Raw genomic sequence first — 11,921 nt, 5'->3', positions numbered from 1 at the left:
TTTATCCCTCATCGACATGACTTACAGGCTAAATCATTCATTATTTTCATGAATAAATCTTATAAAAATTATCTTAAATGTAATGGTATATCATATTTTTTAAATAGTTTTACAATCGAATCTTTGTAAAGTGGTTTGATAATATAACCTTTCGCACCAACAGAAACGGCTTGCTGTACCGATGATTTATTTTTGTTACCAGTTAACATAACAATCGGTGTGCTAGCATTAATACCATTTGATTTATTAATGTGGTCTATAAGATAAAAGCCATTAGTATCTGGAAGATTTATGTCCATTAAAATCACATCATATTTTTTCTTTGACAGTAAGTCCAAGGCCATTCGACCAGACAAAGAGGTATCAAGTTCAATCGCAAATGCTCTTAAAAGCATAATGGTCAGGTTCAAACTAATATGATCATCTTCAACAATTAACATCTTTGGCACCACGGGGATCTCAACCGGTACATTAGCGTTTTTTGAATCTGTGTATAATTTATTATACGAATACTTAGTGGTATCCACACTCGCTACGGTCTTACTTTCAACCTCTAAAGGCTCATCAGGTAGAGGAGCTTCAGCAACAATAGCAACATTTGAAACATCAGTAACAACAAGTTCAAGTAAGTGAAGCGCCTTGCTCTGCAACTTCAACAAAGCAGGTCTAATCTCGTTAGAACGAATAAACGATAATATTTTTTTCAATGACGCTAAATCTAACTCTGCAGTCTTATTGCTTGCAAGATGTGCCTCAGCCCTGTCTAACGATGCCTCAATTTCTGCTAAATTTGACTCAAAGCTTTGTTCTAAATCCTTTTTTCGTTGAACTCCCTTAAGTACAATTTCCTTAATATGCGAAGAGTAGTTTTCCTGAATATTTATAAAATCTTCAACTCTTTTATTCTTACCTCTCAGACCAATCTCTCGTAATAAATGAGTGCATATAATAATCGCTCGATGTATTTCATACATAGGCCTAGCAATCAGATAATCATTGATAACCCCACTTCGATAAGCCTCGTATGCTTCTTTTTCTTGATGTTTTGGAATTAGACTAACAACCGCATGTTCACAAATATCTACGGCCTGCAATTCTTCAATCGCTTCGTAATAAATGAGTAAAGTCTCTTGTAATGTTTCTGCTGCAACAAGAATCACTTTTGGTGTTGACTGTTTGATCTGCTCAACAAGCTCAACATTTGATTTAATCACGTGAATACGAGAAAAGTGACGTATCAGAACACTTATCAATAAACGGTCATTATCTTGATCATTTGTAAAGAGGACGATATGTTCAAAATTAACTCTATCCACGGACATTACTCCTACGCATAAAAAAATCAGACAATGCGAATAAATCATCATCTACTTCTTGCCAAAACTCTAGTACCTGTTTGTACTCGATATCACTGTTACGAGATACACGTTCCAACTCTTGACAAGATAAATTTAATTTTTTGGCACCAACATAAAGAGAATTGCTCTTAAGGGTATGGCTTATCCCAGTAATGGAACGAATATCATTATCCATAATTGCGGTTCGTAATGATTCGCGCTTCACTAATAAATTGCTGTAATATTGCTCCAGAAAAAACTCTAACTCATCATCAGTAACATCTTGGCCAACGAACTTATATATCGCTGAAAAATCGACAATCTGTGAAACATCAGCAACTTCATCTACTGTATTATTTAAACAAAAAAAGTCACTGCCCAATGAAACATCATCAGTATTAACGGTTTCGGTCTCTAAACTTGAATGTTTTTCTAAGGTTGTTTTAACATCATCTAAAAGGTGAACGAGATCTATCAGTGCAAGTGGCTTGACAAGTACACGATTAGCTCCAGCCTGCAAACACTCTTCCTTACATTCATCCCCATGTTCTGCAGTCAACATTACAATAATTGAAGGAGCAAGATTTCGATAATTCTCAATTTCTCTAATAACTGCAATAAGATCTGGACCATATATAGTTGGCATTACAACATCTGAAATGATTACATTAAATTTATTAGCTTTAAAAAGCTCAATGGCCTGCATCGGATCTTGCACACATGCCACCATTGCCCCAACTGACGATAATTGCTTCTCAATCACAAACAGATTGTCTTGGCTATCATCAATAACCAATACACTTACACTACTATAATTCGTTTTATCATCAAGACTGACAATACTAGACTTATTCTTTTCATTAACAAAATCTATAACCTGATAAATTTTTAAGGGCGGATATGATATGACTTCATAATCAGAGTGAGACCGAGAAAGCGATAAGTTACTTAACTCGGCAACTCTTTCCTTCTTTGAGAACAAACTTGTTATAAATTCATTCCTTGAGATAATATCACGTTGACTTAAGTCCACAAAAAGTATTGAATCATCCGTATCAAAATCAACCAATTCATTACTTGGTAAAAATAACAACTCAAAATTTAGATCGCTAGAATATCTTGTTACAGCCTCATGAAAATCAGGACTATTAGTATATGCGGTAATGGGAACATTCATATTTGAACGATGAAATATAGCTTCATCGAGCGCAATTGAACTATCATCAACATCAAATTCAACAACAAAGTAAAAAACACTTCCATCGCCAATTCGACTAACTACCTCAAGCTCACTTCCCATTGAATGGCAAATGCTCTGACTAATATATAACCCTAAACCAACACCACCATGCAGACGATGCGAACCTGATAACACCTGCTCATACTTCCCGAATATTCTTAATTGTTCTTCCTGCGTCAAACCAATACCATTATCAATAACAGAAAATTTCATCCTCACATTTTCAAATGATTGCTCGACAATTTCCACATCAAGTAAGATTGATGGTTCAATTTTATTTGAGAACTTAATTGCGTTTGAGATCAAATTATAAATAACTTGATTAAGCCTCACTTCATCACAAATAACTCTAGAGTTAAACCCTAGCGGCATATAAAAATCTAAGATAATATTTTTTTTGCTTGCTTGAAGACTAAACACATCAATAATTGACTCCCCTAAGACCCTAACATCTACAGAATCACTTTTGCTAATTACATTAATCTCATTACCTTTCCTAATGTCTAACATACTATTAATAAGCAACAAAACTTGTTTTGCAGTACTAAATGCGACTAACAGCAACTTTCTATCTTGTTCGTTTACACGGCCTAAACTAAGTTCAATCAAACCTAATACTGCATTTAATGGAGTACGTATCTCATGACCGAGAGTCGCAATAAAATCATTTTGAGCACAATTCAACTGCATCAACTCAGAACATTTATCGACTAAAATATTTCTTTTATTATATTTACTTGTTTGGTCTGTAAGTAATCCTAATCTGGATCCATCATCATGTAAAATGTCCCGATACTCGATATACATACCAGATTTAGTTTTAAAGACTAAAAGTAGATCTTTGCTGGTTGCAAACTTATATCTAAACCATCTTAAAACCCTACTACTATCCCGTATCGTAAACTCGCATTTAAAAACATCACTAATTAGATCAAAAAATGATTTACCGATATATTCTCGAAGGCGAAGATACGGAAAGAAACAGCCAAACTCACAAAAAACATGGTCAATTATAGCCACGCTACTGACACCAATAACACTAACTGCTGTTTGACCTGGTGAAATATCATTAAAATCTAAGCGACCAAAATGGCTGTTTTTCAGTTTATCTAACGTTAACACGCCATCCTCTACAGTACAGAGAACAACAAAGCATGCATCAGTCATCTTTATGACTTTGAAATTAATTATTTTATCGTTAATTTTAAGATTTTCATTAATAAGGTGGTGGGCATTAATTTTATTAAAATGAGAAACAATAGACTCTCTAGCACCCACTAAAAATGGATCTGCCAAAAAAAGGTTATTCTCCCCTAACCACTCCCCTTCAGTAGAAATCAGCAATGCACAAGAATCAAAAAAGTTCAAATCAATCACGTTCATCATAAAACATCCTTATTATTCACTATCAATCAGCGCTATTGAACTGAACGTTGATACTGATTCAACCAACCATATACGTTGTCACATTTTAAAATAAATCTGTCTTGATCAATATTGTAAACCTCTATGAAATAATCAACTGTAACCCAATCCCCTTCCATATATGCTACCGCAAGCTGTAAACAATGAGCCAAATACCCACGATTATTAAGTAGTGCACTCTTGATTTTTTGCTCTAACGGTAAAGGGCCTATTGCTCTTTCCATTGGTTTATCCAGAATGGCATCCAGCGTTGACAATAAGCCCGTAAGAAATGCTGACTCACTTAAAAAAGAAAATCCCATTAATGAAATTAACTCCTCACATAGCCGAGCTCTCATCATAGTATTATGAATTAACACGACAGGCTTGTTTGGGTTGAGTTCAGCTAGCATAATAAGGCTAACAAACTTACGAAGTTTATTTTCTCCTAAAAAAATCATTGTCTGCTTTATTGAGGTAAATTCTGTTACATGTTCAAATTGACTTGAATTGACAAACCTAAGTAGTTTGTAAGTTAAATCTAAATCTTGAGAAAAATACTTTTCGAGCTTTTTGTAGCTAAAGTCAGGCTTGAAAACCTCATGATAAATTGACAATATAAAGTGTTGAGAAGCACCAATTTCACAGCCTTCAATCAATTCAGGCTTGTAAAAGTAATAACCTTGAAAATAATCAAATCCTAATAATTTAGCTTGTTTATATTCAGCCAGAGTCTCGACCTTCTCAGCCAGTAACTTTAAATTATACTTCCTAAACATTGGAATTAAATGAGCAATACTATCTAACGGTGTAGAAACAATATCTACTTTAATAAGCTTAAAAAATGGAAAAAACCGCTCCCATGCCGCCGAGTAAATGAAATCATCTAAAGCAAGATAATACCCCAAATTAAATAGCTCTTTAATTACAATGAAATTCTCCTCACTTGGCGCAACAGTTTCCAATACTTCAACCACGATTCTATTATGTGGCAACATATATAATAAATACTCACTCAAAAAGTGAGTGGGGAAATTAATTAATGCTGGCTTACCCTCCGTCAAATCATCTAAATCCATATTTAAATAACTATTGACGAGCAATTTTGCTGTAGCGGCGTTATCAGCAATACCTTGCGGAAAACTATTGTTCCGACTATTCCTAAAGAGTAGTTCATAAGCAACAACATGTTTCTGCCTATTTAACACAGGTTGTCTAGCCATATAAAAGCGCATAGGTCACCTCTTCCATTTTGTCACTTAAGTTTAAATCTTTAGTGAATTTGTCCATTTGTTTCTAGTCTAGACCTCGGAACTAGAACTTTCAACAAAGTATTTTAGCGAACTCTAAATTCATCTTAAGCACCTATAACTAATGGATTAAACTTAATAAATTTAGGTTAGGTGACCGCCAAAATAAAATACTGTCAAATTAATGACGAAATACCTATTTAGTAGTAGTCATCTGTTATTCATACACAAATTAAATTATCTACTAAAATTTTGACGCAATAGATTTTTCATTCACAAATAACCATCTCCAAACAAAAAGGCCGCATCTGCGGCCTCGATATTCAATCCCATTCCCTTGCTCTTTTCGCTCCCCAAGCCACCACTAAACATCCCCTAATTCATCCTATCCAGCAGTGCCATTTCGGCTTTTCTTAGCCAGAAGATGTAGGACTTTTTACTGTCAAATCTCATTAAGGTACAATGTTCTTAGTCCAAAATTGAGTTGCGTGTTGTCGAGTGGATATTTTACGATTGAGCGCTTGGAGTTCACACAAGACAGCTTAAAATCTCACAATTCCTCTTAGCTTTTCGAGCGGAAACTATTAACAAATACACGTCATCACATCCTCCTATAGGGTTGATGCAATGACGTGACTGTTGTGCATGGGTTTGAGTAGTCCAATCATTTTGAAGGGATCTTAGGATTATCTAGGCCGCATTAAAGTAGTCAGTGCATCTAAAATTCAAAACATTTCATTGATAGTGATGAAGTTTAAACTTTAAATTTCATCACTAAGTCATTCAGGTCAACAGCCAAGCGAGTTAATTCAATAGAACTTGCACTAGTTTGATGAGCGCCAGTAGAAGCTTGTGCAGCTAAATCGCTAATTTTAGATATGTTATTGTCAATTACTCGCGCTACATTTGATTGTTCTTCTGTTGCACTCGCTATCACATGGTTACTATCACTTATTGACATAATACGTGATGCAATAAGTTCAAGGGTTTCAGCGGCTTCATTTGCAACTTGCCGTGCATGTATTGATTTAGCGCTCGAATTCTGTATTGAAGTAACGGCTTGTTGTGCAGACAATTGCACTTGCTGCACCATGAGTTCAATTTCACTGGTTGAAACCTGTGTTCGCTGGGCAAGGCCTCTCACTTCATCAGCAACTACGGCAAAACCTCTACCAGCTTCTCCTGCTCTGGCTGCTTCGATAGCAGCATTTAATGCAAGAAGATTTGTTTGTTCTGAGACTGCTCTAATGACATCTAAAAATTTACTTATTGATGTGACTTGGGTTGCTAGCTGATTTATAACTTCTGTATTTATTCCCATTTCATTATTCATATCAATAATAACAGCAGTTGTTTCTGACACTCTAAATTTACCCTGCGTAGCTAATTTTGCTGATTCAGCTGATGCCTCTGAAGTTTGTTGAGCTGTTCTTGCTACCTCATCGACAGCAGAACTCATTTCAGTTATGGCAGTTGCAGCTTGTTGAATTTCATCATTTTGGAGTTGCAGCCCACGAGATGAATTTTCCGTTACTGAGTTGAGTTCTTCGGCTGCTGAAGCTAGCTGATTAGATGAATCACTGATTTGCTTTATAGCTGCACGCAAATTGGTTTGCATTATTGCTAGTGCATTTGTTAAACGAGTTAATTCATCAGAGCCATCTATGTGAATATTCTGGGTCAAATCCCCTTGCGCTATGACTTCAGCAGAATGAACGGCAATATTCAAAGGTTGATTTATGCTTCTGGATAACATGATTGCAATTGTGATGGATAATAATATGGTGATTATAATGATAAACGCCGTGACTAAGAGACTGTTATTATACTGATGCATTGAGTCAGCCTGAGCTTCATCTGCTGCGGCTTTGTTAGTAATAATTAATTCATGTAGTACGTTTATCATTTCATTGACAACTGAGTTAGCGTTAGATATTAGAGGTTCAATATCATGATTTGAATTCAATATAGATTCAATTACCTCCGCTTGAATCTTATGATGGTCAGCCACTAAAGATTTAAAATTATTGAACAGTTTCAACTCTGACGCATTGAAAATTGTTTCCTCGAAATCGGAAATATGTTTTCTTGTTTCATCATTTAAATCACTCAGTATTGACTTGTGACTATTAATGCTTGTTACATCCTTATCGTTTAATAACTGTAATGTAATAATTTTAGCTTTCATTACATTACTATTTAAATCGCCTAAAATAGTAATTGCTGGCAGTATGTTTTTTTCAATAAAATTAGTTTCATCACGAATATCTTTCATTGATGATAGAGTGACTCCTCCGAGTAATATAATCAGCAATACCGTCATAGAGAAAGATATTACAAGTCGGTTTTTAATGTTGATACTTCTAATCATTTTATTACCTTATATCATATTAAAATCACTATATATTGTTGGGCTAAAGGTTCATATTATTCAGATACTGCTTAATCAAGATAAATGCTTTATGAATTTTAACTTAATAAAGCTGATAGCCTTCGGATACGCCAACAATTGTTACTGTTAAGATAATAGGCAGTAGGTTTAATGTTGCAAGGTCGTGGTAGGGACAAATCTGTAGTAAGAACTGTTCTTACTCCTCAGGTGTGGCTTAGCGCTACTTAGAGAAAGGTGCTCACAATGGCGGGATCTGACACATTCAACTTATCAGCTCTCAACATCGTTTCCTATGCTCAATGCCGCTGATCTCTCCTATTGCCCAGTATTAATGCATCGATGAAGAGGTAACAGATCATAAAACCTATGAACAGCTAAACCATGTCTATTCTAATTCAGCAGCTAAACCATAGGCATGGTAAATCTGCTTAATGCGGCCCGACGCCACCATATCAAGCAAGGCCCTATTAAGTTCATCGAAAATAGCGGTATGGGGAGAGTTGCGGGACATACCAAAGTAATGTTCGATCCGATTCAGCTGACGATAATCTGCATAACTAAAACTATCGTAACCTAGTTTCTTCAGGGCATTCTCAATAGCGGCACGATCAAGCACAATCATAGTGTCGAAACGCCCCATGATAAACATTCGTGCCATATTTTCATCATCGATAGACTCAATTTTACGCAACGCCAGATCCGAATTAAAACGTTCAAAATAAGCAGTACGCCGCTTAACCCCAACGGTTACCTGATATAAATCCTCATAGGACTTAATACGAGTCTCCTCGCCAGCTTTTACGAGAAACAGAATGTCGCGATTCTGAGTGGCGATAGGACCAAGAAACTGCACAAATGCCTCTCGTTCTTCGTTTCGTATCGTACGTGGCACAATATCGACCGTTCCGGCTTGCAACTCATAAATACTGCGGGCAAAAGGACGCGCAGTCCATTCGACGCGATAACCGACCTTGGCCGCAGCTTCTTCGAGAATATCCTTTAGTGGACTAGTCATAGTATTGGTTTGCTCATCGAGCACCATCTCAGGTGGACGATGCCGGAAATCGGCACGCAACACTTTAGAAAATGGAACCGATTGCACCTCAGCCGCAACACTCATTTGCGCGAAACAACTACAAGCTAAGACGCACAATATTGAGTAAACAGAAGGCAATGAAGCAACGATATTTTTAAAATACATAGATATGCCGCCAAGTTTATGCGTTGCATTTAGCATAACTCAAAAAGCAAACAACAAAAGCGTCAATCAAAATTCCCATCTTAATTATGGTCAGGCCATACTTTATCACTGAGATTTTAGGCTTCATTTGAGAGTCAGCTATGACCTAAAACGCAAGCAGCGAACTTGCCGATAAACAACGAAAACAGCAACTAAACACTCATGGAAACTGACTAATTTTGGGCAATTCAATTAAATTGTTTGTCGTAGAGCAGAACAAACATCTTCAATCTGTCTGCCAATTCATAAATAGTGGTATCAAAAGCTTTGATTGTCTTGCCGGTTTTCGGATCAGGGAAATCCCAACTTAATATATGCTTAGCGATTAAGCCCTGAGCACATTCTTGCTTCGCTTTGTCACACAAAATGATGGTGTAATCGATATCAATATTCTCTAATGCGGCAAATGACTTAGAACAGAGACCTTCTGTTATAAAACCATGCTGTTGCAACGCCTTTATCGCACGCTCATCAGGCACAGTTGGTGCTGTGCCTACACTGAAAACGTTAAATCTGTCGCTGTACTTTTGACGGGCAATAGCTTCAGCCATCAATGAACGGGCTGAATTCTCGGTACATACAAAAACTAAGTTTGGCTTATTCATCACGATACTCCGTTTTAGTTAAGCACCAAGAACATTATTGGTGCAATTCAGTCCTGCCTGATAGCTGCAAAATCAGCCGTTAAACGTTGCAAAATAACCTTGATGAACCGTATGGCACAACGCTTTGGGCCTAAGCTGCTGCACTAAGGTTTGCGCTTCGCTTTTACTGTAACCAAGCTGAGTCATTAATATCGCCGCCATTAATCCCGTGCGGCCAGAGCCACCTTTACAGTGAATAGCCACTTTCTTGCCATCTTGCAGCAGAGCCATTATGGCCGCTTTATATTCGGCAAATGCCGTCTCAAATTCATGCTCTGGCGCACAGTCATCTTCAACGGGCAACTGATACCACTCTAAGCCTAATTCTTTACAGATATCGCCGATGCCCTCTGCGTCGTTCTGCTGTAGCTCATGTGTTGGCATCAGCGTGATGATAGCTGCTGCACTGGCAGTTTTAAGCTGACTGATGCTCTCAGACAAACTTACACCTTTGGTGCCAGGACAAGGCGTAAATATCAATGTGCCAGTACTTAGTTCCAAATAATCAAACGGGTGCTTCATAAGATTTCCTGTGTTAGTTAAACCAGTGCCGAGTGCGATTAGCAAACCACACCAAGGACAGCATTACCGGCACTTCTACCAGTACGCCAACAACGGTTGCTAAGGCTGCGCCACTATTTAAGCCAAATAAAGCGATGGCAACGGCTACGGCCAATTCAAAGAAATTTGACGTGCTGATCATGCAGGCCGGAGCAGCAATGTTGTGCGGCAAGCGCATTTTTTTCGCCACAGCATAGGTAATAGCAAAAATACCGTAGGTTTGAATAAGCAAGGGAATCGCAATCAGTAAAATAATCAGTGGCTTGGCAACTATGGTTTGCGCCTGAAAACCAAACAGCAGCACAACTGTTGCTAATAAACCAATCATCGACCACGGTTTAGCCTTGGCCAAAAACGCCGTGACACGCTGCTCTGTTCCGCCTTTGTTTAGCTGTTTACGCGTAAGCACACCGGCTATTAAAGGCAACAGCACATACAGCAGCACTGACAATAAAAGCGTCTGCCACGGAATAACAATATCGCTGACGCCCAACAACAAAGCTGCGATGGGTGCAAAGGCGAAAATCATAATGATGTCATTCACCGACACCTGAACCAGCGTGTAATTGGCATCGCCTTTTATCAGTTGACTCCAGACAAACACCATTGCTGTACACGGCGCTACGCCGAGCAATATCATACCGGCGATATATTCATTCGCACTTTGTGGGTCAACCAAACCAGCAAAGAACACTTTAAAAAATAACCACCCCAGAGCAGCCATCGTAAAAGGCTTAACTAACCAGTTCATGACAAGCGTAAGAACGATGCCTTTGGGTTTTTTACCTATATCTTTAATCGCGCCAAAGTCTATCTGCACCATCATTGGATAAATCATTAACCAAATCAGCAGCGCCACCACTAAGTTAATCTGGCCGTACTCAATAGCCGCTATCGCTTGAAATAAACCAGGCATCAGGTTGCCGAGTACAACACCTGCAGCAATACATAATGCAACCCAAACAGATAAATAACGCTCAAATATACCCATATATAATCCACTACCTTTAGTGCAGAACTTTATTCAAAGACAAAATCTACAATGACGCAGCTAACGTTAGAACATGCTGCTTAATCTCGTCTCTGGCGATACGAAAACCTTGCAATAGCTGCTCTGGTGTTTCACGGCCAGCAGAAGGCTCGTTAATCGGCCAGTGTAAGCGTTGCACTTTGCCCAAAAATACCGGACACACTTCCTCAGCACACAATGTAATAACAGTATCCACCTCACTGCTGTTGATATCCTCAACTGCTTTTGAGTAATGCTCGTTGATATCGATACCCAGCTCTGCCATCGCCTTAACCGCATAAGGGTTAAGTGTTGAAGGTTTAGAACCAGCACTTTGCACTACAATATCCGCAGGCAGATATTGTTTTGCTAATCCCTCAGCCATCTGGCTACGAGCCGAATTAGCTACACATAAAAAGAGTATGTTCTTCATTGTCTCACCGTTATTTACACATCATCGTGTCATTCGCCGCATTAGCAGCACGCATCATCATTACTAACCTGGCTACTGGCAATTTGCTGTAACAAGTCCAGCAGCGGTAATAACTGTTGACGATTAAGGCTGTAACACACTCGCGGGTGCTCAATCTCACCGGTGACAATTTCCGCAGCTTTTAATATTCGTAAGTGTTCCGACACGGTTGATTGAGCAAGGCCAACCTCGTTGGTGATCTCACCACCAATACAGGATGGCTTGGTCAGTAGCAGGCGGATAATTTGAATACGGGCAGGATGCGCAATCGCTTTGGCGATCGCGGCCAGTTGTTCATTGGAGGGTGAGTTGATAGCGTTCACAAATACCATTATCGTTAATCGACGATATACGAATATAAAGCCAATTTCT

General features: G+C 38.2%; 10 protein-coding genes. All 10 read right to left on the bottom strand.

What is annotated here, in order from left to right; translation table 11 throughout:
• Positions 1-68: 68 nt before the first annotated feature.
• The 10 genes from AC5YB3_RS20280 to AC5YB3_RS20235 all read right to left on the bottom strand — a co-directional run bounded on the left by AC5YB3_RS20280 (position 69) and on the right by AC5YB3_RS20235 (position 11,872).
• Positions 69-1,316, bottom strand: coding sequence for a response regulator (locus AC5YB3_RS20280; RefSeq protein WP_494526051.1), 1,248 nt, complete (start codon positions 1,314-1,316; stop codon positions 69-71).
• Positions 1,309-3,963: a hybrid sensor histidine kinase/response regulator gene (locus AC5YB3_RS20275; protein WP_494526050.1), complete on the bottom strand. Its 2,655-nt coding sequence runs from the start codon at positions 3,961-3,963 to the stop codon at positions 1,309-1,311. Before AC5YB3_RS20275 ends, AC5YB3_RS20280 begins: the two co-directional genes overlap by 8 nt.
• Before the next feature lie 32 nt (positions 3,964-3,995).
• Positions 3,996-5,216 carry an EAL and HDOD domain-containing protein gene (locus tag AC5YB3_RS20270; RefSeq protein ID WP_494526049.1) on the bottom strand — a complete coding sequence of 407 codons (1,221 nt, stop codon included), beginning with the start codon at positions 5,214-5,216 and terminating at the stop codon, positions 3,996-3,998.
• 769 nt (positions 5,217-5,985) lie between these two features.
• Positions 5,986-7,602 carry a methyl-accepting chemotaxis protein gene (locus AC5YB3_RS20265; RefSeq protein WP_494526048.1) on the bottom strand — a complete coding sequence of 539 codons (1,617 nt, stop codon included), beginning with the start codon at positions 7,600-7,602 and terminating at the stop codon, positions 5,986-5,988.
• Positions 7,603-8,008: 406 nt separating this feature from the next.
• Positions 8,009-8,824 carry a substrate-binding periplasmic protein gene (locus AC5YB3_RS20260; RefSeq protein WP_494526047.1) on the bottom strand — a complete coding sequence of 272 codons (816 nt, stop codon included), beginning with the start codon at positions 8,822-8,824 and terminating at the stop codon, positions 8,009-8,011.
• A gap of 227 nt (positions 8,825-9,051) precedes the next feature.
• Entirely contained in the window at positions 9,052-9,468 is a 417-nt protein-coding gene (locus tag AC5YB3_RS20255) for an arsenate reductase ArsC (RefSeq protein WP_494526046.1), read from the bottom strand.
• 72 nt (positions 9,469-9,540) lie between these two features.
• Positions 9,541-10,029, bottom strand: a complete 489-nt coding sequence (locus AC5YB3_RS20250) for a dual specificity protein phosphatase family protein (RefSeq protein WP_263138403.1) — start codon at positions 10,027-10,029, stop codon at positions 9,541-9,543.
• 13 nt (positions 10,030-10,042) lie between these two features.
• Complete coding sequence (gene arsB, locus AC5YB3_RS20245) at positions 10,043-11,059, bottom strand: ACR3 family arsenite efflux transporter (protein WP_494526045.1); 1,017 nt, start codon at positions 11,057-11,059, stop codon at positions 10,043-10,045.
• 46 nt (positions 11,060-11,105) lie between these two features.
• Entirely contained in the window at positions 11,106-11,510 is a 405-nt protein-coding gene (locus AC5YB3_RS20240; RefSeq protein ID WP_494526044.1) for an arsenate reductase ArsC, read from the bottom strand.
• Positions 11,511-11,551: 41 nt separating this feature from the next.
• A complete protein-coding gene (locus AC5YB3_RS20235) occupies positions 11,552-11,872 on the bottom strand; it encodes an ArsR/SmtB family transcription factor (RefSeq protein WP_220593100.1) in 321 nt (106 codons plus the stop codon).
• Positions 11,873-11,921 lie beyond the last annotated feature (49 nt).

Source organism: Shewanella sp. 1311 (genome assembly GCF_059338235.1).
Note: the sequence above shows the minus strand (reverse complement) of the source record. Positions and strands in the feature narration are given on the sequence as shown.

Coding starts and splice junctions, on each gene's coding strand:
- arsB (WP_494526045.1), bottom strand. CDS start 11,059: ATGGGTATATTTGAGCGTTATTTATCTGTTTGGGTTGCATTATGTATT.
- AC5YB3_RS20250 (WP_263138403.1), bottom strand. CDS start 10,029: ATGAAGCACCCGTTTGATTATTTGGAACTAAGTACTGGCACATTGATA.
- AC5YB3_RS20275 (WP_494526050.1), bottom strand. CDS start 3,963: ATGATGAACGTGATTGATTTGAACTTTTTTGATTCTTGTGCATTGCTG.
- AC5YB3_RS20240 (WP_494526044.1), bottom strand. CDS start 11,510: ATGAAGAACATACTCTTTTTATGTGTAGCTAATTCGGCTCGTAGCCAG.
- AC5YB3_RS20255 (WP_494526046.1), bottom strand. CDS start 9,468: ATGAATAAGCCAAACTTAGTTTTTGTATGTACCGAGAATTCAGCCCGT.
- AC5YB3_RS20265 (WP_494526048.1), bottom strand. CDS start 7,602: ATGATTAGAAGTATCAACATTAAAAACCGACTTGTAATATCTTTCTCT.
- AC5YB3_RS20260 (WP_494526047.1), bottom strand. CDS start 8,824: ATGTATTTTAAAAATATCGTTGCTTCATTGCCTTCTGTTTACTCAATA.
- AC5YB3_RS20270 (WP_494526049.1), bottom strand. CDS start 5,216: ATGCGCTTTTATATGGCTAGACAACCTGTGTTAAATAGGCAGAAACAT.